The sequence below is a fragment of the Pseudomonas sp. TE9122 genome, from assembly GCF_056278925.1.
In genome coordinates this window covers 5,789,255-5,812,406 of record NZ_JBWBQI010000001.1, presented here as the reverse complement: position 1 = coordinate 5,812,406, position 23,152 = coordinate 5,789,255, and the positions used below count along the sequence as shown (strand labels likewise).

At 60.4% G+C, this 23,152-nt stretch carries 14 protein-coding genes; 6 read left to right on the top strand and 8 right to left on the bottom strand.

From position 1 onward, the window contains the following. Positions 1 to 79 precede the first annotated feature (79 nt). The 5 genes from ACZ9BE_RS26235 to ACZ9BE_RS26215 all read right to left on the bottom strand — a co-directional run bounded on the left by ACZ9BE_RS26235 (position 80) and on the right by ACZ9BE_RS26215 (position 9,679). Positions 80 to 682, bottom strand: a complete 603-nt coding sequence (locus ACZ9BE_RS26235) for a DUF924 family protein (protein WP_476250101.1) — start codon at positions 680 to 682, stop codon at positions 80 to 82. Positions 683 to 685: 3 nt separating this feature from the next. Then, entirely contained in the window at positions 686 to 1,696 is a 1,011-nt protein-coding gene (locus tag ACZ9BE_RS26230) for a class 1 fructose-bisphosphatase (protein ID WP_016772098.1), read from the bottom strand. 338 nt (positions 1,697 to 2,034) lie between these two features. Continuing rightward, positions 2,035 to 3,399: a DUF3999 domain-containing protein gene (locus tag ACZ9BE_RS26225; protein ID WP_476250100.1), complete on the bottom strand. Its 1,365-nt coding sequence runs from the start codon at positions 3,397 to 3,399 to the stop codon at positions 2,035 to 2,037. Beyond that, positions 3,396 to 6,977, bottom strand: a complete 3,582-nt coding sequence (locus tag ACZ9BE_RS26220; protein ID WP_476250099.1) for a DUF2339 domain-containing protein — start codon at positions 6,975 to 6,977, stop codon at positions 3,396 to 3,398. Before ACZ9BE_RS26220 ends, ACZ9BE_RS26225 begins: the two co-directional genes overlap by 4 nt. Positions 6,978 to 7,228: 251 nt before the next feature. Next, positions 7,229 to 9,679 (bottom strand): glycogen/starch/alpha-glucan phosphorylase, encoded by a 2,451-nt coding sequence (locus tag ACZ9BE_RS26215; protein ID WP_041477535.1) that lies wholly within the window; start codon positions 9,677 to 9,679, stop codon positions 7,229 to 7,231. Positions 9,680 to 9,938: 259 nt separating this feature from the next. Here ACZ9BE_RS26215 and ACZ9BE_RS26210 point away from each other — a divergent pair, with 259 nt between their 5' ends. Beyond that, on the top strand, positions 9,939 to 10,376 hold the full coding sequence (locus ACZ9BE_RS26210) for a YkgJ family cysteine cluster protein (RefSeq protein WP_016772101.1): 438 nt from the start codon (positions 9,939 to 9,941) through the stop codon (positions 10,374 to 10,376). Between the two features lie 217 nt (positions 10,377 to 10,593). Here the strand turns inward: ACZ9BE_RS26210 and typA are convergent, their stop codons facing one another. Together typA and thiI are read right to left on the bottom strand one after the other, a co-directional pair. Beyond that, positions 10,594 to 12,414: a translational GTPase TypA gene (gene typA, locus ACZ9BE_RS26205; RefSeq protein WP_016772102.1), complete on the bottom strand. Its 1,821-nt coding sequence runs from the start codon at positions 12,412 to 12,414 to the stop codon at positions 10,594 to 10,596. A 139-nt stretch (positions 12,415 to 12,553) separates the two neighbouring features. After that, a complete protein-coding gene (gene thiI, locus ACZ9BE_RS26200) occupies positions 12,554 to 14,008 on the bottom strand; it encodes a tRNA uracil 4-sulfurtransferase ThiI (protein WP_024011233.1) in 1,455 nt (484 codons plus the stop codon). 327 nt (positions 14,009 to 14,335) lie between these two features. Between thiI and glnA the strand changes: the two genes are divergently transcribed. From glnA to ntrC, 5 genes are all read left to right on the top strand, one after another. Continuing rightward, positions 14,336 to 15,742, top strand: coding sequence for a type I glutamate--ammonia ligase (gene glnA / locus ACZ9BE_RS26195; protein WP_016772104.1), 1,407 nt, complete (start codon positions 14,336 to 14,338; stop codon positions 15,740 to 15,742). A gap of 325 nt (positions 15,743 to 16,067) precedes the next feature. Next, complete coding sequence (locus tag ACZ9BE_RS26190) at positions 16,068 to 16,580, top strand: DUF4124 domain-containing protein (protein ID WP_476250098.1); 513 nt, start codon at positions 16,068 to 16,070, stop codon at positions 16,578 to 16,580. After that, positions 16,577 to 17,200: a DUF4124 domain-containing protein gene (locus ACZ9BE_RS26185; RefSeq protein ID WP_150741746.1), complete on the top strand. Its 624-nt coding sequence runs from the start codon at positions 16,577 to 16,579 to the stop codon at positions 17,198 to 17,200. Before ACZ9BE_RS26190 ends, ACZ9BE_RS26185 begins: the two co-directional genes overlap by 4 nt. A 230-nt stretch (positions 17,201 to 17,430) precedes the next feature. Then, the gene (gene glnL / locus ACZ9BE_RS26180; RefSeq protein ID WP_024011230.1) at positions 17,431 to 18,516 is read left to right on the top strand and encodes a nitrogen regulation protein NR(II); all 1,086 of its coding nucleotides are present in this window, start codon (positions 17,431 to 17,433) and stop codon (positions 18,514 to 18,516) included. After that, positions 18,513 to 19,949 carry a nitrogen regulation protein NR(I) gene (ntrC, locus tag ACZ9BE_RS26175; RefSeq protein WP_016772108.1) on the top strand — a complete coding sequence of 479 codons (1,437 nt, stop codon included), beginning with the start codon at positions 18,513 to 18,515 and terminating at the stop codon, positions 19,947 to 19,949. Before glnL ends, ntrC begins: the two co-directional genes overlap by 4 nt. Positions 19,950 to 20,557: 608 nt before the next feature. On the opposite strand, the gene ACZ9BE_RS26170 is transcribed toward ntrC, so the two are convergent. Continuing rightward, entirely contained in the window at positions 20,558 to 23,029 is a 2,472-nt protein-coding gene (locus ACZ9BE_RS26170) for a leucine-rich repeat domain-containing protein (protein WP_476250097.1), read from the bottom strand. Positions 23,030 to 23,152 lie beyond the last annotated feature (123 nt).

Below are 23,152 nucleotides of genomic sequence, written 5' to 3'. Positions count from 1 at the left end.
GGCTCGCTCCCACAGTGGAATGCATTTCAATTGTGGGAGCGAGCCTGCTCGCGAAAGCGGCATAAGCCGCACTGAAGATTCAGAATCTTGAGCCGGGCCTGGACAGAAACTCCAATTCCTCAGCCGTAGACTCCCGCCCCAACACCGCATTGCGATGCGGAAACCGGCCAAACCGGGCAATCACCTTCTGATGCCGCTCGGCATAGTCCAGGTTATCGGCAAACACCGCCCGCTCCGACTCTGGCTGTTCAGCCACCAATTCAATAAATCTGGAAACGGCTTCATTCTGCACCGCGAGGTTTTCGCAGTGTTCGAACACCAGATAAATGAACACACGCTGAATCGGTTTCAACTGCCGATCAAAATCCGCTGCAATGCCTTGGGCGACAAGCTTCTGTGCGCGCAGATCACCGGAAAATGCTTTGGGGGTGTCGCGATAGATCATGCGTGGCAGTTGATCAAGCAACAGCACCACCGCCAGCCAGCCTTCGGGACATTGCGTCCACTCAGTCAATTCGCCGGCCAGGACCTGATCGACAAAGACCCCGAAACGCGTCTGCGCTTCGAGGTCCTGGCTGTTTCGCTTGCCGAACCACAACTTGCCCTTTTCGGCCGCTACTTCGCTGGCTGATTCGGCGTGTCCGAACCACCAGTCGAGCAACGGCTGCCAGGGCGCGTGCATGGTTTATTCCTTGTGGTAGGCCGTGGCGCGGGCGACTTCTTCTTTCGAACCGAGGAACACTGCAACGCGCTGGTGCAGGCCTTCCGGCTGGATGTCGAGAATGCGCTGGTGACCGTCGGTGGACGCGCCGCCGGCTTGTTCGACAAGGAACGACATCGGGTTGGCTTCATACATCAGGCGCAGCTTGCCCGGTTTCGACGGCTCGCGGCTGTCGCGCGGGTACATGAACAGACCGCCGCGGGTCAGGATGCGGTGGACGTCAGCGACCATTGCCGCGACCCAGCGCATGTTGTAATTCTTCTTCAACGGACCTTCTTCACCGGCCAGCAGCTCGCCGACATAGCGCTGTACCGGGGCTTCCCAGTGGCGCTGGTTGGACATGTTGATGGCGAATTCCTGGGTGGTTTCCGGGATGGTGATGTCTTCGTGAGTCAGTACGAAGCTGCCCATTTCGCGGTCCAGGGTGAAGCCTTTGACGCCGTCGCCCAGGGTCAGCACCAGCATGGTCTGCGGGCCGTAGATGGCGTAACCGGCGGCCACTTGCTGGGTGCCTGGCTGCAGGAAGGCTTTTTCGTTCAGCGGCTCGTTCTGGCTCAGGTATTCGTTCGGGCAACGCAATACCGAGAAGATCGTGCCGACCGGGGCGTTGATGTCGATGTTCGACGAGCCGTCCAGTGGGTCGAAGACCAGCAGGTATGCGCCTTTCGGGTATTTGCCCGGGATCTGGTAGGCGTTGTCCATTTCTTCGGACGCCATGCCGGCCAGGTGACCGCCCCATTCGTTGGCTTCGAGCAGGATCTCGTTAGAGATGACGTCGAGCTTCTTCTGCACTTCGCCTTGCACGTTCTCGGTGCCCATGCTGCCCAGAACACCACCCAGGGCGCCTTTGGACACGGCGTGGCTGATCTCCTTGCAGGCACGCGCCACCACTTCGATCAAAAAGCGCAGATCGGCAGGAGTGTTGTTGCTGCGGGTCTGCTCAATCAAATAGCGACTCAAGGTAACGCGGGACATGGACGGCTCCGGTGGAATGGGGGGCGGAAAACCCGCGCAGTTTACAGGGAGTCTGAAAACCTAGCGAGCGAAGACGCCGGCTAACGTGCGCCTGGGTGTATTTGCCTGTATGAGACGTGATTGTTGGTGGAGAGTTCAGGTGTCGGCTTGAGCGTAGTTGGAAATGGGGCGGGTGGTGATTGAGTGATAGCGGCAGTTTGATGATTTTGTTGTTTGACCGGCCGCCATCGCTGGCAAGCCAGCTCCCACAGGATGTGTGGTGTACACAAAATATGTGAACGACCGAGATCACTGTGGGAGCTGGCTTGCCAGCGATTGGCGCGCAGCGCCGGCCATGCTCAGGTATTGGCTGGCGGTTTGCGCAACAGGCTGAACGCCATCGCCCCGAGAAACACCACACTGAGCAGCAACACTGCCCACAAGCCGAACTTCTTCCAGTTGGTCCCGGCCACCGCAGCCGTCGTCGCCGTTGAGGTTTGCGTGGCCACTGCTTCGTCCTGCACCGTCGCCTTGCCCAGGTTCGCCAGCTTTTCTGGCTTGAAATCCGGAATCAACGTTGCCAGCGGCAGGTTCGCCGTTTTCACCGTGGCATTGCCCAAGGCCAGGCTGTACGGCCCTTCGCCCCGGGCGAGGAAGATCACCTGCGTGGCGCGCACCGCGTATTTCAGGTCCGGCGCCTGCTCACCCAGACCGCCGCCGCGCTCATCCACGGTCAGCTTGAGTTGCTGCACGGTCTGCCCGGACAGCGGGATTTCGTTCTGGACCACGTCCTGATTGTTCTGGCTCAGGCGATACAGCAAACCGCTGCTCAGTGGCTGCCACGGCAAGTTGCTCTCGCGCCGGCCGGCCAACGTGACCGGCGCCAGACTGTTCGGCTGTTTCAGCTCGATCTGCACCCGCTCGACATTCAGCCCCATCGGCAACTGCCAGATGTATTCCCCGGACTTGGTGCTGCTGCCGGCCACGCTGGGCGACCAGACCAAAGGCAGCGGCAGGTTGCGCGGGTCGCTGCTTTTCAATTGCGCCGAAGTCAGGACGGGCGCCGAACCCGGCGACTCCCACAGCAGGCGCACATAGCGCGCGGTCTGCCCCGGCAGGGTCACTTCGTGCTGTTCGATGCGCTCATCGGAAAAGGTCAGCCGTGCCACCTGGCCCTCGCCCCATGACTGCCAGTGCTGCAGATCGTCGCTGGCCTCGATGCTGAAACGCTGGAAACCGTCGCGCTCGCTGGTCCAGTCGAGGATCAACTGCTGCAACGGTGCCTTGATCGCACTGGCATCGAGCAGCCAGCCGCGCAGCACTTCTTCGCCCGCCTCCAGTTGCGAGGACGGTTGCACTTCGACCAGGGTGCCGTTGGTGGTCGACTGCACGCGCACATTCGGCGCGCGCTCGCTGGCGTCGGCGGCGTTGTACAGCGGGAACCATTTGACCTCGTGCAGCTTGCCGTCGTCGCGGGTCTGCGCCGATTCGCGAGCCAAGGCGTAGGCCTGCGCTTCGCCGGCGGCGTTGAACACACGCAGGTCGCTGAGATCGGTCTGGCGCGCCTGCAATTGCGCGCTCAGCGGCAGGTCGAGGCGATACCACGGGCCATTGCCGCTCACCGTCAACGGCAACTGCGTGGCGAAGTCCGCCGGTTTTTCCTGAGCGCCAGCGACCATCACCACGCCCAGCGCCAACCAACCCAGATTCAGCATGCGACTCAAGATGCAACTCCTTCGGTTTCCGGCGCGGGTTTGTCCGCCGCCGGTTCAGCCTCGACGCGTTTGGGTGGCAGCGGCGCAAAGTAGCCGACCACCAGCAGCAACATGCCAACGCCGATAAACGAGACGATCCGGGCGAGGCCGCCACGGTTGCTCAGTTCGACAAAAATCAGCTTGGCCACCACCAGCGCGATCAGCGCCGCGCCGATCAGCCAGACTTCGCGGCGATGGCGCAGATGGCCGCCGATCATCAGCCCCAGCGCCATCAACGTCCAGACGATCGACAGGCCGGCCTGCACCAGCATCGACGCGAGCAGTTGATCAAGCTCGAACGGGATGCCGGCCCAGTGATGCGCGGCGCGGGTGACCAGTGCGGTGCAGAAGGCAAACAGCGACACACCGGCGATCAGTTGCGTAGCCTTGTCGGCATGATCCTGACGGATCGACAGCTGCGCGACGGCGCTGCGCGACCAGGCATAAACGCCGAACAGCGCAAACAGCAGACCCAGCTCCAATGGGTTGAGCAGCGGCACGTAAGGCAATGGTTCGGCATTGCCATCGCTGACGCCATTGGCCAGCCAGAACCACGCCAGCATCAGCACCGCCAGCGGTGCCGCCGCATACAAGCGGTACTCCCGAGCAAATGCGGCCACCGGCCACGGCCAGTTGCGCGGTGCAGCCATCAGCAACAGATAGAGGCTCGGCAGAATCGCCCAGCCCAGCCAGCGCCACGCGTTGTACTGCTCAGACAACAACAGCAGGCCGTAACGCAACTCCAGCGCCAGCACCCCAATCAACAGCCAGCAACCGAACACATGGGCCGCGCTCAATGCGCGCGCCGGCAACAGCGAAGTCAAGCGGCACAGGCTGAAGAAGTGCACCGCGAACAGCGCCGGCCACGCCAGCCAGCCGAAGTCGGCGGCCGGGTGGTAGCGCGAATGCCAAGCGCCGAGCAAAACCAGCGCCGCCGCCGGAATCAGTAAGGTGCAGAGCAACCCCAGCGCCGGCCATTTCAGACGCAGCGACAACAGCGTCCATAGCGCAACACTGATCGCAGCGACCAGCAGCAACAATGTGCCTTGCAGGTTCGGCGAAGCGAATCGCAGGATCTCGCTGACCCACGCCAGCGTCCACCAACCGGCGCCCCAGACCAGCAGCACTTGCGACAAGCGCTGCAAACTCAAGGCATCAAAAGCCGTGGCATGGTTGCCCAATTGCAAGCGCCACGCGCCGATCAGCGCGGCCAGCCCCAGCACCTGTGGCGTCCAGAAGCCGCCATGGGCCAACGGTTTCAACTCTTCGCTAGACAGCGACCCGAGCCATTCGGGGCCGGCGAGCAGAAACGCTGCGCCGCCGATCACCTGCAACAGCAGGCCGAAAACGAAACTCAGACGCTGTTGCAGGTACAGGCTCAGCCAGATGATCAGCAAACCGCTGGCCGCCCACACCGCGCTCGCGGTTTGCCACGGCAGCACGAACAGTACCGCCAGATTGATCAGCACCAACCCCGCCAGCAACACCACCGACAAGCCGCGCAGCAGACGCACATCAGCGCGCACCATCTCATCGCGAGCCGCGAGCAGCATGCCGCCAATCAAGGCCAGTCCGATCAAGGACGCACTGAGCAAACCGCTCCAGCCAGCGCTGAACACCGCCGCCGAATCTTCACCGGCAGTTTGCAGGCGCAGCAGGAACAACGCGCCGCCCAGCAACTGCACGGCGAACGCGGTGAACAGGAATGTGCGTGATTGAATCCGCAGCCCCACGAACAAAGTCGCCAACCCGGCCAAGGCCCAACTGATTGCCGTGCCCTGGATGAACAGGAACAACGGTGCCAGCAGATAAAGGAACGTCAGGCCCAGACACGCCAGCAGCGGCAGGCCTTGCCTTTCCCACGGCGATGTCTGCTCGGGCGTAGCCTTGCGCAGTTGAAGGAAACTGAACAGCAGCGCGGCGCCAAGCATCAGCGCGCCCAGCGGTGCGCCGTCGAGCAGGCTGCTCTCGCCGGGCTGCAACTGGCTGAGAAACGCCAGTGCCGAACCCAGTTGCAGCAGTAAGGCAAAGGCCCGGGCAAACGGTCGATGCTGACGTAAACCAAGCCAGAAAATCCCTGCGCCTTCCACGGCCCACGCCGCAGAAGTCCAGCGCGCATCGAGCCCCAGCGGAATCGCCAGGCTGGCAAAAATCCCCCCCAGCGCCAGGCAGGTTTCGCCCAGCAGCATCGCCCGCCCGCCCATCAAAACTTTGGCCAGTGCCATATAGATCATGCCCAGCGCCAGAGCACTGAACGCCGCCGCGAATTCGAGATGCTGCACCAGCGCAAACTGCAGACCGAAGCCAATGATCGGCGGGCCGAACAGCATGGTGCCGTCGACGTAATCGCCCTTGCGGGCCGACCATTGCAGCAACGCCTCGCGGTCAGCGTCCGGCGGGGCATCCGCCATCTCGCGCAATTTGCGCCGGGCGAACAGCAGGCCGATGGCGAGGTACATAAGGAAAAACACAATCAGAAACGGCTCGGTGCTCCACAGCAGTTCCGGGGTGTAGGAACGCAGACCCCAGGCGAAACCGATACCGAAGGTCCCGACAAAACCGATCAGGTTGAGCAGGCGCCAGGCCTTGAACCAGGCGATGGAGAGAATGCCGGCGTTGAGCAAGGCGAAATAACTGAACAGTGCGACGTGATTGCCTTCGCCGGTAGAAGTCAAAATCGGCGCGGCGAAACCGCCCAACGCTGCCGCTGCGGCCAACCCCAGTGCATCCTGAGTGATCGCCAGAATGGCCGAGAACACCGTCACCGCGACCAGCAAACCGAGTGCAGCGGACGGATCAAGCAACGGATGCAGACGCATCGCCGCAAACACCGTCAGGTACAACACCGCGATTCCGGTGCCTTGCAGCATCAACGCATAGTTGCTGTTGCGTCGGCGCAGCCACCAGCCCAGCGCAAGCAAGGCGAACGCCGCTGCCGCAACACCGGCGTAACGCAACTCGATCGGCACCACCATGCCTTCGGTGGCGTAACGCAGTAAAAATGCCAGACCGAAAAACAGCAGCACCACACCGACGCGCAGCACGGTGTTGCCGCCAAACAGCCAGTTGCGTGCAGCGCTGATGCCGCGTTCGATCAGGTTCGGGCCACGGGGTTCGGCGGTTTTTTGCGGTGGTGCAACGGGAGCCGGTTCGGCGCGCCAGGCATCGGCCGGCAGCGGCTGGCTGGTTTCGCGGGCGACGGCGGAGACCGGTTCGAGTTCGGGGGGCAGTTCCCAGATCAGTTCAAGGGTCGGGGCAGCCTGCTCAGCCACGTCGACGGGTGCGGCGACTGGCTCGGCTTCAGGTGGCGGCGCGGGCGTATGCGAGGGCGAACCCTCCAGCACAAACAGCCGCTGGGCCACGCCTTGCAAGGCTTCGCGCACCTGCTCGAGTTGACGCTGTTGCTCCGCCGCCTGCGAGCCGAGGCGCGCAATGCGTAGCGCCTGGCCGATGACCAGCCCCAGCAGCGCACCCAACAGCGCGCCGCTGAATGACTCGTCGAGCAGTCCACCGAGCACCAGCCCGATCAACATGAACATCCATTGCATGGTCGATATCCCTAAGCAGCCCCGGGGCGGGGCGAGTCCGGCGATGGCTTCAGTCTAGGCACAAACCGTGTGGGAGCGAGCCTGCTCGCGAAGGCGGATTGTCAGCCAACATTTCTGTTTAAGTCGACGATCGCTTCGCGAGCAGGCTCGCTCCCACAGGGTACGGCGGTGATTGATGCCTTTTAACCGGCGCTCAGTATATCGATCCGGCCCAACAAACGTTGGGCCTTGCGCAGATTTGTCGGGGAAAGTTACTCCAGCGCTTTCCAGATATCCGTGGCGTACTCGCGAATCGTCCGGTCGGAAGAGAACCAGCCCATCCGCGAGGTGTTGAGCACCGCCGAACGCCACCAGTTCTGCGAGTCGTGCCAGTGCGCATCGACACGCTTCTGCGCTTCCCAGTAGGAATCGAAGTCGGCGCAGACCAGGAAGCGGTCATAGTCGATCAACGAGTCGATCAGCCCGGTATAACGCGAGGTATCGTCCGGCGAGAACACACCGCTGCGAATCGCTTGCAGCACATCGTTCAAACGATGGGAGGCGGCGATGTCGGGTACGGCGCTGAACTCGTGGTTCTGCTTGCGCGCTTCAACCTGTTGCGCGCTGAGACCGAAGATGAACATGTGCTCGGCACCGATGCGCTCGCACATTTCCACGTTGGCACCGTCGAGGGTGCCGATGGTCAGCGCGCCGTTGAGGCCGAACTTCATGTTACTGGTGCCCGACGCCTCGAAACCGGCGGTGGAAATCTGCTCGGACAAATCCGCCGCCGGAATGATGCTTTCGGCCAGGCTGACGTTGTAGTTGGGCAGGAACACCACTTTCAGCAGACCACGCACGGTCGGGTCGTTGTTCACCACCCGAGCAATGTCATTGGTCAGCTTGATGATCAGCTTGGCCTGGTGATAACTCGCCGCCGCTTTACCGGCGAAGATCTTGACCCGTGGCACCCAGTCGACTTCCGGCTCGGCACGAATCGCTTGGTACAACGCCACGGTGTGCATCAGGTTGAGCAACTGACGCTTGTATTCGTGGATACGTTTGACCTGCACGTCGAACATCGCCGCCGGGTTGACCGCGATCCCGAGGCGCTCGTGAATCAGATAGGCCAGCGCCTTCTTGCTGTGCAAACGCTGCTCGGCGAAGGCTTTGCGGAACGCGGTTTTCTCGGCGAACGGTTCAAGTTCGAGCAGGCGCTCTTCGGGATGGTCGAGCACATCCGGGCCGAGAGCGTCGATCAGCATCGAGGTCAGTTCCGGGTTGGCCTGATACAGCCAGCGGCGGAAGGTGATGCCGTTGGTTTTGTTGTTGATCCGCTCCGGGTAGAGCTTGTGCAGTTCGGCGAATACGGTTTTGCGCATCAACTGCGTATGCAGACCGGACACGCCGTTTACGCTGTGGGAACCGAGGAACGCGAGGTTGCCCATGCGCACCCGGCGGCCGTTGTCTTCTTCGATCAGCGACACCGCGCGCAACACGTCGAAGTCGTGAATGCCCTTGGCCCGCAGCGAATCGATGTGCTGCGCGTTGATCAGGTAAATGATCTGCATGTGCCGTGGCAGCATGCGTTCCATCAGCCCGACCGGCCAGGTTTCCAGCGCTTCCGGCAGCAGCGTGTGGTTGGTGTACGACAGCGTGTCGACGGTGACTTGCCATGCTGCGTCCCACGCGACGTCGTAGACGTCGACCAGTTGGCGCATCAGTTCTGCCACGGCGATTGACGGGTGAGTGTCGTTGAGCTGGATCGCCGCGTGATCACCGAGGGTCAGCACCGAGGTGTGCATGTTGCGGTGACGGCGCAGCAGATCCTGCAGCGAGGCGGCGACGAAGAAGTATTCCTGACGCAGGCGCAGTTCTTGCCCGGCTTCGGTGCTGTCGGCCGGATAAAGGACGCGGGAGATACTTTCGGCGCGAGCCACTTCCGCCACGGCGCCCAGGTGGTCACCGGCGTTGAAGCGTTCCAGGTGCAGGTCTTCCATGGCGCGGGCACGCCACAGGCGCAGAGTGTTGACGCTCGCTCCGCGCCAGCCGACCACGGGCGTGTCATAAGCAATTGCGCGCACGGTTTCCGCCGGCGACCAGACCTGACGAGTCTTGCCGGAGGCATCGGTGACGGTTTCGACGCTGCCGCCGAAGCCGATCGGGTACGCCACTTCCGGCCGTTCGAATTCCCAAGGGTTGCCGAAATCCAGCCAGTGTTCGGTCTGCTCCTGTTGCCAGCCATCGACGATCGCCTGACGGAACAAGCCATGCTCATAACGAATGCCATAGCCATGGCCGGCGATGCCGAGGGTCGACATGCTTTCCATGAAACACGCCGCGAGCCGACCGAGGCCGCCATTGCCCAGCGCTGCATCGGGCTCCAGCAGACGAATGCGTTCCAGATCGACGCCCAGTTCGGTCAGCGCTTCACGGGCGACGTCGAGCAGGCCGAGGTTGCTCAGGCTGTCGTAGAGCAAACGGCCGATGAGAAATTCCAGCGAGAGGTAATAAACCCGCTTCTGGCCTTTGCGGTAGATCTGCCGGGTGTGGTCCATCCAGTGTTCGACCATGTGATCACGCGCAGCCAGGGCAATGGCTTCGAACCAGTCATGGTCGAAGGCGTGATCGGGGTCTTTGCCCACGGCGTAGGTGAGTTTGGTCAGGACGGCGTCGCGGAACGCGGCCACCTCTGCTTCGCGAACTAGTGGTTCTTGAGTCATCAACAGGACCTCGAGCGAGCGGGAATTTTCTGAGCCTAGACGGTCTGACCGGCGGTAACGGCTCTGGTTCGGCAGTATTTGCCCGGACTGTGCACCAGTCCGACATAACCCTGGCGGATGAGCCAATGAATGCAGGGGCCGTGCCGTCCCGTCGGGCAAAATGCGGCCGCTGTGAAAATATCCGGCGAAAGGTTGTTCAAAATTCCACCGCTCCCGGTATGATCGCGCGCCCTGATGCATACACGCCTGGTAACTCCCGATGATGAAGCCCAACCTGATCGCCGCCGCCGAGATTGATCGTCTCGATACGTGGGCCAAATACTCGGCGCCGATGTGCGGCTCGTGCATGTCCAGCTGCTGCACGCTGCCGGTCGAAGTGAAGATCAAGGATCTGGTGCGCATCGGCGTGGTCGACGAGTTCGAACTGGGCGATCCGCCGAAGAACATCGCCAAGCGCCTGCAAAAGGAAGGCCTGGTCGAGCGCTTCAATCAGAAGTCGGGGATCTTCACCCTGCAGCGCATGAGCAACAACGACTGCTATTACCTGGATCGTAAAACCCGCCTGTGCACCATTTATGACAAGCGCCCGGACACCTGCCGCAACCACCCGAAGATCGGGCCGCGGCCGGGGTATTGCGCTTATAAGCCGAAAGAAGTCGAGCGGGTGCAGAATTTCCGGGCCATCGACAAATTTTGATCGCTGGGGAAGTTTTCGGCGGCTGATCGGCCGCTTTCGCGAGCAGGCTCGCTCCCACAATAGAGATCAGTGAACACGGATTTTGTGTGCACCCGAAATCCCACTGTGGGAGCGAGCCTGCTCGCGAAAGGGCCAGTGCAAACACTGCATAAACGCCAGACAAACAAAAACGCCCCCTGTCTCGCGACCGGGGGCGTTTTTTTATTCCAGGGCTGAATTACGCCTTGGCTTTCTTGGCAGCGCGGGTACGCTCGCTTTCGTCGAGGATCTTCTTGCGAAGACGGATCGACTTAGGCGTAACTTCGCACAGCTCATCTTCCTGGATGTATTCCAGAGCCTGTTCCAGGGTGAAGCGAACAGGTGGGACCAGAGCGATGGTTTCGTCTTTACCCGAAGCACGCATGTTGTCGAGCTTCTTGCCTTTGGTTGGGTTCACACCCAGGTCGTTGTCGCGGCTGTTCTGACCAACGATCTGACCGTTGTAGATCTCCTGGCCGTGTTCTACGAACAGCTTGCCACGGGCCTGCAGGGTTTCCAACGAGTAGGTCAGAGCCTTGCCGGTTTCAACCGAAACCAGAACGCCGTTCTGACGGCCGGACATGTGGCCCGACTTCACTGGAGCGTAACGGTCGAAGATCGAGGTCAGGATGCCAGCACCGTTGGTCAGGGTCAGGAACTGGTTACGGAAACCGATCAGACCGCGAGCAGGGATGTTGTATTCCAGACGAACACGGCCCTTGCCATCCGGCACCATGTTGCTCAGGTCGCCCTTACGCAGACCCATCTCTTCCATGACCTTGCCCTGGGATTCTTCAGGGATGTCGATGGTGACGTTTTCGAACGGTTCCTGCTTCACGCCGTCGACTTCACGGATGATCACTTCAGGACGGCCCAGGGCCAGCTCGAAGCCTTCGCGACGCATGGTTTCGATCAGTACCGAGAGGTGCAGCTCACCACGGCCGGAAACCTTGAACTTGTCAGCCGAGTCGCCTTCTTCAACGCGCAGTGCAACGTTGTAAAGCAGCTCTTTGTCCAGACGATCCTTGATGTTACGGGAGGTCACGAACTTGCCTTCTTTACCGCAGAATGGCGAGTCGTTTACCTGGAAGGTCATGGAAACGGTTGGCTCGTCAACGGTCAGCGGCTTCATCGCCTCGACGGTGTTGATATCGCACAGAGTGTCCGAGATGAACAGCTCGTCGAAGCCGCTGATGCAGACGATGTCGCCGGCTGCTGCTTCGTCAACGTCAATGCGGTGCAGACCGTGGTGACCCATCAGCTTCAGGATACGACCGTTGCGACGCTTGCCGTCGGCGCTGATAGCGACAACCGGGGTGTTCGGCTTGACGCGACCACGAGCGATACGGCCAACACCGATAACACCCAGGAAGCTGTTGTAGTCCAGAGCGGAGATCTGCATCTGGAACGGACCGTCACGGTCAACGGCCGGAGGCGGAACGTGGTCGACTACTGCCTGGTACAGCGGAGTCATGTCTTCCGCCATGGCGGTGTGGTCCAGACCGGCAATACCGTTCAGGGCCGAAGCGTAAACAACCTGGAAGTCCAGCTGTTCTTCGGTAGCACCGAGGTTGTCGAACAGGTCGAAGATCTGGTCCAGAACCCAGTCCGGACGCGCGCCTGGACGGTCAACCTTGTTGATGACCACGATTGGACGCAGGCCGGCTTCGAAAGCCTTCTTGGTCACGAAACGGGTTTGCGGCATAGGGCCGTCTTGAGCGTCAACCAGCAGCAGAACGGAGTCGACCATCGACATTACGCGTTCAACTTCGCCGCCGAAGTCGGCGTGGCCCGGGGTGTCCACGATGTTGATGTGGTAGCCGTTCCAGTTGATGGCGGTGTTCTTCGCCAGAATGGTAATACCGCGCTCTTTTTCCTGGTCGTTGGAGTCCATCACGCGCTCGTCGTTGAGCTCGTTGCGCTCCAGGGTGCCGGATTGACGCAGGAGTTTGTCTACCAGGGTGGTTTTACCGTGGTCAACGTGGGCAATGATGGCGATGTTGCGTAGATTTTCGATCACTTGTGTATCTCGATCAGAGGATTCGGTTTGCTGACAAGTCATGGCAGCGATTAGCAGTAGTGTCCGGCATGGCCGTTACAGCTTGACGGCGGTGTCGGGGGGCCGGTGACGCAGGCCACAGGCAAACAGCCCCGGGCACTTAGCTCGGTCGATAAACGCGCACATTGGCATGCCCCTCACTGAGCAAATGGTGGGCATGCAGGCGACTCATCACGCCTTTGTCGCAATACAGCAGGTACTGGCGAGTAGGGTCCAGTTCCTTGAAACGTGCGTTCACTGCATAGAACGGCATCGTCTGTACCTCTATGCCGGCGAGCTCCAGCGGGTCATCCTCGGCGGCATCCGGGTGGCGGATGTCGATCACGATCTGACCGGCCAGCGCTTCGCTGACTTCTTCAATCTGCAAATCCTGGCCCAACTCGTCGATTACCCGATCGATCGGCACCAGTTTGGCGTTGGCGAGCGCACGCTCGAGTACCGCCATGTCGAATTCTTTCTCTTCGTGCTCAACCCGGCCACGCTTGGCGGCGGTCTTGGGGTTGACCGAAATCACGCCGCAGTATTCCGGCATGTGCCGGGCGAAATCGGCGGTGCCGATCTCGTTGGCGGTGTCGATGATGTCCTGCTTGTGCGCGACGATCAGCGGCCGCAGCACCAGCTTGTCGGTCACGCAGTCGATCACCGACAGGTTCGGCAGCGTCTGGCTCGACACTTGCGAGATCGCTTCACCGGTCACCAGTGCATCGATGTGCAGGCGTTCGGCGATCTCGGACGAGGCGCGCAACATCATACGCTTCAAAACCACGCCCATATGACTGTTATCGACTTTGCCGAGAATTTCGCCCAGCACTTCCTCGAACGGCACACTGACAAATAGCACGCGTTGCGAGCTGCCGTACTTCTTCCAGATGAAGTGCGCGACTTCCATCACGCCCAATTCGTGGGCACGCCCGCCGAGATTGAAGAAGCAGAAGTGCGCCATCAGGCCGCGACGCATGATCTGATAAGCCGCCACGGTCGAATCAAAGCCGCCGGACATCAATACCAGCGTCTGCTCCAACGCACCCAGCGGGTAGCCGCCGATGCCGTTGTGCTGGCTGTGAATCACGAACAACCGTTTGTCGCGAACTTCGATACGGACTTCGATTTGCGGTGCTTTAAGGTCGATTCCGGCCGCACCGCACTCGCGACGCAGCTTGCTGCCGACGTATTTTTCCACGTCCATCGAGCTGAAGGCATGCTTGCCTGCGCGCTTGCAGCGCACCGAGAAAATCTTCCCGGCCAGTGCATCGCCGTAGTGCTGTTTGCACTTTTCGGTGATGTCGTCGAAGTCGCCCAGCGGGTACTCGTCTATCTGCAGAAAATGCGCGATACCCGGCATGCAGGTCAGGCGCTCGCCCATCTCTTTCAAGGCTTTGGGGTCGGTAACGCGGGTTTCCAGCTCGAGATTGTCCCACACGCCGTTCACCACCACGGCCGGGTCCAGGTCACGGAGCACGGTGCGGATGTTCTTGGCCAACTGGCGGATGAATTTCGTCCGGACAGGTCGGCTTTTGATGGTGATCTCGGGGAAGACTTTTACGATAAGTTTCATGAAAACAGCGCGCGAACGGCCAGCCGAAAAAGGGGGGCGCGGATTATAGCGGAAATTGCTCAAGGTTTAACCAGTTAATGTGCAGAAGGTTTTGCTTGCACCAAAACAGGTCATTTCTGAATTTAAACGCAACATTAAGGGGCGGGATTTGTCGATTCAGTACCTCGCACGCCTTAATAAGCGTGAATTTGGGGCAAAAAACCCATGCTGGGGCACTGGCATGCAATTTGCTCCCTTGTGAGGCAGGTTGCCTTGGCAGAGTATTCGCGCCGGCATCACCATTATTAAGGGCATCCACTACCCGCCCTAATTCACCCGGAGGACACTATGTCGAAGTCGGTTCAACTCATCAAAGATCATGACGTCAAGTGGATTGATCTGCGCTTCACGGACACCAAAGGCACTCAGCACCACGTGACCATGCCGGCTCGCGATGCGCTGGATGACGACTTCTTCGAAGTCGGCAAGATGTTCGACGGTTCCTCCATCTCCGGCTGGAAAGGCATCGAAGCCTCCGACATGATCCTGATGCCGGTCGACGAAACGGCCGTGCTCGATCCGTTCACCGAAGACCCAACCCTGATTCTGGTGTGCGACATCATCGAGCCTTCGAGCATGCAGGGCTACGATCGCGACCCACGTGCGATCGCCAAGCGCGCCGAAGAGCACCTGAAAGCCACCGGTATCGGTGACACCGTATTCGCCGGTCCGGAGCCTGAGTTCTTCATCTTTGACTCGGTGAAATTCAAGTCGGACATCTCCGGCTCGATGTTCAAGATCTACTCCGAGCAAGGTTCGTGGATGTCCGACCAGGACATCGAAGGCGGCAACAAGGGTCACCGTCCAGGCGTGAAAGGTGGCTACTTCCCGGTTCCACCATTCGACCACGACCACGAAATCCGTACCGCCATGTGCAACGCACTGGAAGAAATGGGTCAGTCGGTTGAAGTTCACCACCACGAAGTGGCGACTGCCGGCCAGAACGAAATCGGCGTCAAGTTCAACACCCTGGTGAAGAAGGCCGACGAAGTTCAGACCCTGAAATACGTTGTGCACAACGTTGCCGACGCTTACGGCCGCACCGCGACCTTCATGCCGAAGCCACTGTACGGCGACAACGGTTCGGGCATGCACGTACACATGTCGATCTGGAAAGACGGCAAGAACACCTTCGCAGGTGAAGGCTATGCCGGCCTGTCCGATACCGCTCTGTACTTCATCGGCGGCATCATCAAGCACGGTAAGGCCCTGAACGGCTTCACCAACCCGGCGACCAACTCCTACAAGCGTCTGGTGCCAGGCTTCGAAGCTCCGGTAATGCTGGCCTACTCGGCTCGCAACCGTTCCGCTTCGATCCGTATTCCTTACGTGTCGAGCCCGAAAGCCCGCCGTATCGAAGCACGCTTCCCGGATCCGGCTGCCAACCCGTACCTGGCCTTCGCAGCACTGCTGATGGCCGGTCTGGACGGTATCCAGAACAAGATCCACCCAGGCGATGCCGCCGACAAGAACCTGTACGACCTGCCGCCTGAAGAGGCGAAAGAGATTCCACAGGTTTGCGGCAGCCTCAAAGAAGCCCTGGAAGAGCTGGACAAGGGCCGCGCGTTCCTGACCAAGGGCGGCGTGTTCTCCGATGACTTCATCGACGCTTACATCGCGCTGAAATCGGAAGAAGAAATCAAGGTTCGCACCTTCGTGCACCCACTGGAATATGAGCTGTACTACAGCTGCTGATCCGGTAGCGCTGCGTAAAGCGGCGTGACACAAGAGGCCTCCTTCGGGAGGCCTTTTTTATTGCCCGGCGCAACGCATTTTCCATGTGGGAGCGAGCCTGCTCGCGAAAGCGGTGGGTCATTGATCGTTCCCACGCTCCGCGTGGGAATGCAGCCCGTGACGCTCCGCGTCACTGGACGCGGAGCGTCCCAGGAGGCATTCCCACGCAGAGCATGGGAACGATCCTTTGGATACCAGTCTTTTCAATTCCAGTTATTAACGGTTTTGGCCAACCGCCCCACCTGTCCTATGCTGCTACCCATCGCTTCCAACCCCGGTCGATTTCATGGGTCGCACGTTTCTCTACATTCTGCTGCTGATCGCCCTGCCCGCCGCCGCGCAGATCTACAAGTACACCGACGCCAACGGCAACACGGCGTACAGCAATCAGCCGCCGGACGGCGTGCAGGCGCAACCGGTCGAGCTGCCACCGCTCAATCGGGTCGAGCCGCAAGCACCGAGCGCGCCGCAATCACCCCGCCCCGAAGCACCGCAACCAGCGCGCAACGCCTATGAAATCCTCGAGCTCGCCGGCCTGCCCACTGACGAGGCCCTGCGCGCCAACAACGGCACCTTTACGGTCAATGTCCTGATCAAACCGCGCCTGCAATCGCCGCATCAACTGAGACTGGTGCTGGACGACGAGCCCTATGGCCAGCCGAGCAACGTACCGGTTTTGCAGTTGGTGAACATTGATCGCGGCGAGCATCGCCTGGCCGTGCAGGTGATCGACGGCCAGACCGTCATTCAGCAGAGCCCGCCAGCCGTCTTCACCGTGCAACGGGTGCATAGACCATGATCCGCGCGGGGCTGGCACTCATTCTGGCGCTGATGTCGACGTACACCTTGGCGGAGGTCTTTACCTATGTCGACGCGCAGGGCAACCGCGTCTATACCGACCAGCCACGCGCCAACGCCAAGCGAGTGCCGATCGCGACGAGCAATCGCATGGCTGTCCCTGCCAACACCGCAGCGCCGATCACCACAGCGAAAAAATCCGCCGAACCACCGCCCTTTCACTACGACATGCTGCGCATTCTGATCCCGGAGCCCGACGCCACTCTGCGCAGCAGCGCCGGCGAGCTGATCGTCAGCGTCACCAGCGAGCCCGGCCTGCAAAGCGGCCATCGTTATCGCCTGCTGCTGGATGGCAAGGCCACTGGCGAGCCCGGCGTCAGCCCGGTATTTGCGCTGAGCAATATCGATCGCGGCAGCCACAGCCTTTCGATCGAAATCCTCGACGCCGCCGGGCGTACCGTGGAACGCACCGCCAATCAGCCGTTCCACATGCTGCGCATTTCCCTGGCGCAGAAACGTCAGGTCAAACCCTGCGTTGCCGACGACTATGGCGTGCGCCCGGAGTGCCCGCTCAAGGACAAACCTGAAGAGCCGAAAAATCCATTCCTGCGCTTCTTTTAACCTCCGCCAGCCGCGCGCACTCTATTGGTGCACTAAACTGCATCTCGCCCACAACCCAACCCATTTTGGTTCGAAACTTCCCGTTTGAGCTGGCTTCGTGCCATACAAACGCGCGTCGAACGCCTGTTTCAGGGGTTAAACGCTTCTTTTCGGAGCCTTGGTTTGGTTTTTGCATTTTCCCGACATCAGCGCTTTGTTCTCGCGCACGCCTTGCTCCAAAAGGGGTCCAGATGACCATAAGCGACGCTATTCACCGTTTGCTGCTCGACAACCTTACCACGGCGACCATCCTGCTCGACGCCGAACTGCGCCTGGAGTACATGAACCCGGCGGCGGAGATGCTGTTGGCCGTCAGCGGTCAGCGCAGCCACGGCCAGTTCATCAGCGAGCTGTTCACCGAATCCCCCGAGGCGCTCAATTCCCTGCGTCAGGCCGTGGAGCAGGCGCACCCGTTCACCAAGCGTGAAGCGATGCTCACCGCCCTCACCGGCCAGACGCTGACCGTGGATTACGCGGTGACGCCGATTCTCAGTAACGGCGAGACTTTGCTTTTGCTTGAAGTGCACCCGCGTGATCGCCTGCTGCGGATCACCAAGGAAGAGGCGCAGCTGTCCAAGCAGGAAACCAGCAAGATGCTGGTGCGCGGTTTAGCCCACGAGATCAAGAACCCCCTCGGCGGCATCCGTGGTGCGGCGCAATTGCTCGCGCGCGAGCTTCCGGAAGAGAGCCTGCGCGATTACACCAATGTGATCATCGAAGAGGCCGACCGCCTGCGCAATCTGGTCGATCGCATGCTCGGCTCGAACAAACTGCCATCGCTGGCCATGTGCAACGTCCACGAAGTGCTCGAACGCGTCTGCCATCTGGTCGAAGCCGAAAGCCAGGGCTGCATCACCCTGGTGCGCGATTACGACCCGAGCATTCCCGACGTCCTGATCGACCGCGAGCAAATGATTCAGGCGGTGCTGAACATCGTGCGCAATGCGATGCAGGCGATCAGCAGCCAGAACGAGCTGCGCCTGGGCCGCATCAGCCTGCGCACCCGCGCCATGCGCCAGTTCACCATCGGCCACATCCGCCATCGTCTGGTGACCAAGATCGAGATCATCGACAACGGTCCCGGCATTCCGGCGGAACTGCAGGAAACCATTTTCTTTCCCATGGTCAGCGGCCGCCCGGATGGTACCGGGCTGGGCCTGGCCATTACCCAGAACATCATCAGTCAGCACCAGGGCCTGATCGAGTGTGAGAGCCATCCAGGCCACACCACCTTCTCGATCTTCCTGCCACTGGAACAAGGAGCCACATCGACATGAGCCGTAGTGAAACCGTGTGGATCGTCGATGACGACCGTTCTATCCGTTGGGTCCTGGAAAAAGCCTTGCAGCAGGAAGGCATGACCACCCAGAGCTTCGACAGCGCCGATGGCGTGATGAGTCGTCTGGCCCGGCAGCAGCCGGACGTGATCATTTCCGATATCCGCATGCCAGGCGCCAGTGGCCTGGATCTGCTGGCGCGGATTCGCGAACAGCACCCACGGCTGCCGGTCATCATCATGACCGCTCACTCCGATCTGGACAGCGCTGTCGCCTCCTATCAGGGCGGCGCTTTCGAGTACCTGCCCAAGCCGTTCGACGTCGATGAAGCGGTATCGCTGGTCAAACGCGCCAACCAGCATGCGCAGGAACAGCAAGGCCTGGAGGTTGTGCCGGCGCTGACCCGCACCCCGGAAATCATCGGCGAAGCGCCGGCGATGCAGGAAGTGTTTCGCGCCATCGGGCGCCTGAGCCACTCCAACATCACCGTGCTGATCAACGGCGAATCCGGTACCGGTAAAGAACTGGTGGCCCACGCCCTGCACCGCCACAGCCCACGCGCGGCCTCGCCGTTCATTGCCCTGAACATGGCGGCGATCCCCAAGGATCTGATGGAATCCGAGCTGTTCGGCCACGAAAAAGGCGCGTTCACCGGCGCGGCGAATTTGCGTCGCGGTCGCTTTGAACAGGCGGACGGCGGCACGCTGTTTCTCGATGAAATCGGCGACATGCCGGCGGACACCCAGACGCGTCTGTTGCGCGTGCTGGCCGATGGCGAGTTCTATCGCGTCGGCGGCCATGTGCCGGTCAAGGTCGATGTGCGCATCATCGCTGCGACACACCAGAATCTGGAAACCCTCGTCCACGCCGGCAAGTTCCGCGAGGACTTGTTCCACCGCCTCAACGTGATCCGCATCCACATCCCGCGCCTGTCGGATCGTCGTGAAGACATTCCAACCCTGGCCCGGCACTTCCTCAGCCGCGCCGCGCAGGAACTGGCGGTGGAGCCCAAGCTGCTGAAAAGCGAGACCGAGGAATACCTGAAAAACCTGCCTTGGCCAGGTAACGTGCGCCAGTTGGAGAACACCTGTCGCTGGATCACCGTCATGGCCTCCGGTCGCGAAGTGCACATCAGTGACCTGCCGCCGGAACTGCTCAACCTGCCGCAGGATTCGGCGCCAGTGACCAACTGGGAACAGGCCCTGCGCCAATGGGCAGATCAGGCCTTGGCCCGTGGCCAGTCGAGCCTGCTCGACAGCGCAGTGCCGGCGTTCGAGCGGATCATGATCGAGACGGCACTGAAGCACACCGCAGGACGTCGGCGTGATGCGGCGGTGCTGTTGGGTTGGGGGCGGAACACCCTGACGCGCAAGATCAAGGAACTGGGGATGAAGGTTGATGGTGGGGATGATGATGAGGGGGAAGAGGGTTAACGCTTAAGGGTTGCCGTGTACTCAGGATCGATCCCCCTCACCCCAGCCCTCTCCCGGGGGAAGGGAGCAATCTCGGGTGGTTTCGAGGCCTGGGTTCGGCTCGGTATCTCAGGTCGGCGTAACTGACCGGGCAACTCGGTCAGTCCCCTCTCCCTTGGGAGAGGGTCAGGGTGAGGGCACCGTGCACCGCATCAATGCACAATGAACCGTGATCGCGCAGAGCCGTATCGCCACCTCCGCATCTGAAAGTGCCGAAAAACGCAGACTTGAAATAAGCGAAAGCCCCGTATTCCGGGGCTTTCGCGTTTTCGAAGCATTTTTTGTTACAGCAAATCAAAACCTGGCACGCCGCCTGCAATATCTATCTCAGGTGATTCGATTCACCACCCGTTTCGGGGACCTTGGTACAGGCAGGCCGGGGATTCCCCTCTTTACACCGGGCTCACAGCGCAAAGCAGCGAGCCTACCCTTTTGGGATCCTTGGTACAGGCAGGCCGGGGGTTCCCTCTTTACACCGGGCTGACGCTGCAAGCGAAGCCCATGCTTTTGGGAACCCTGATACAGGCAGGTCAGGGATTCCCGCTTTTACACCGCAATGCGTCCCACCCCTATTCGAACCTGGGGCGCTCGGGCACATGATGTGGGGGCTGGTTTTGCCATGTCGGGTCAAACCTCCTTACTTCCTCCTCCAGCCTGTCCAGCATTTTCCCCGGGCTGGGTTCAGTAGACGCAATGTTCAGCAAACTTTCTTGCTCACCTACGCTGGCCTTTTGGAAGCTTTCAATAAACGACCAGAGCCGGCGCTGCAAAAGCAGACGCTCAACCTGAAATTCCGGCGTACGCACCAGATTTCTGAGTTGTTTGATCATTGCGGGGTTCGCTTGAAGGACAAATGAATCCCACAGGGCAGACTTTTCAGCGCGTTGCGTTTGGGGGACATGGTGCAGCCATGGACTGTCCGCCAAATCAGCCTCGATTCTCCCAAGCCACAGATCGGTACCCGTCTGCCGACGTGCAGCTATCAATCGTCGAAGAGAAGCGGGGTCGGCAATCGGACTGCCAGTCAGGTCAAACCCTTTTCTCAGCTCAATGGTTTCGGGAATGGCTCTGATCGCGGTATAGGCCAGATTCAAACGTGTCCTGGGAATATCGGATGTCACGCCGTCCGGGAATTCTCTTATACGAGTTCGGTGGAGATCGACTTCCCGCAACGCCGTCATTCCCCGCAGTGAGGGCGCCACAGCCAGCCGACTTTCCGACAAATTCAATATCTCCAGCCGCGACGGACCGTTCTGCAAACCAAGCCCGGGCGGCGGCGAGGTTATGAACGTATTGGCCAGATTCAACTCTCGCAATCCGGACATGCGAGTCACATCAGGTGCTTCTGTCAAATCGGGATTATGGTACAGGTCAAGCACCTCCAACCGTGACGCCACGGGCCATTGATCCAGCCCGACAGGGGGACGACTCAAACCACAGGAACGTGCGCGCAAGACCCGCAACTCGCTCATGCCACGCACTGAAAAAAGCGGCCAGATACTGCAGTGCGTCAGGCTCAACTCCCGCAAACGGGTCAATCGCGTGAAATGCTCAAGGCCGTCCGACGGGAGCCATAGTCTGGCTTCCTGCATCGTCAGGACTTTCAACGTCGGGAGTTTATCGATTTCGGCCAACAGTTCATGACACTTGCCATTGAATCTGCGGATTTCGAGGGTTTCAATGTGGGAAAGCATCGAGAACAATTTTCCCAGACTTTTCGAAGGACTTCCTTCCAGGCCTAGAGATACGACGGATCTGAGCGGAACGGAACAACCCGGTAGCGCCAGATTGCGCCGACTTCCCAGGTCGAGCTCCAGCTTGAAACCGACCAGCCGCCCGTCGCGGTAGACTTTTTCCGAATGCTCTCCCTGCCATTTGAACAACCGACGCACGTTGGCCCCTATTGCCAGCCGGCGCCTGCGTTCGGCAATGTCCTGGCCTTTGTAACCCGTCTCCCAGGCAGTGATCTCACGGTTCAATCGAGGAAACTCCAGCTCAAGCCGCTTGAGTTCGACTTCTGCCACACCCGCTTCCCCATACCTTGCGATGAAATCATCGGCATGTTGATCCGTCGCATCAGCAAAATAGCGTCTGACCAGTGCCCGTGTAGTCGCAACCAGAACCGGCGGCTGTCCCCCAGAGGGACCTGCGCCGGTGAGCCAGGGGCGGTGAAAGTTGAACGGGTTGGCAGGTACTTGAGCAGCTCCGTCCATCCCGCCGCGCAAACCTGTGAGGATGCAAACCCAGGTGTTCTGCTCGCTGCGGGTGATCGCCAGGGTTTCACCGCCCAGGCTGGCGCGGTAAATGTTCACGCTGTCGGCAGCGACGGGATCGTTGGGTTTGACCAGGCGCCAAACCCTGTATTCCGGGCGGGAGGCATCCAGATCCTGCATCACCTGATACGCCTGCTCATGGATGACCACATAGAGTTTGCCATCGTGACGTATCACGCCGTCGCTGCCCGATTGTGCGCCACTGACATCCAGCCCGGCATGAAAGCCATCCAGGCTTTGGGCGGTCAGGGGGTTGGTGCGGGTGCTGAAGTCGCTGTGCGGATGCCAGATGCCGCTTTCGCTATCGCGCAACATCCATGGGCCGCAAGGGTACAACTCGCCGGGATGTCGAGCGCGATACCATCCCGTATCCGGATCAACTGCGACGAGAACGAGGCCACTGCCAGGGACGTCAACATAACGGCGATTTTTGTACAACCTGAAGCCTTCGCCATCAGCGTCAGGCAATTCGGTGGTTGATGTTATCCGGTAAGTCTCCAGCGACCGGTGTATCACAGGAGAGATGGCAGCAACCTCCGGTGCCGGGCGAACCTCGACCACCGGCGCCGGCAGGATCGTATTCGGGCCTGCGTCGTCGCCAGGTTTGGTGCTAAGCGACATCAGATCATCGAGACCAGCCCAGGGGACCGTGCCATCGCGGACGGGCATATCCGCCGCTGTGAAATCCTTGTCCGAGCTTCGCTTCGGGAACGTGTGGACATCCGTATCAACGTGGGTGCTGCCCCCGCGAGGTGGTTTTACTGACATGTTTTTTCATCCTTGAAAAGTCGCCCCGCCATTCATGCTCAGGCGGGGGGGTCGGCATCCTGCCGGTTAGCTGGGAAGACCAACGATAGCCTGCGTTAACGTTGACGCGCAGCGGAAAAACAG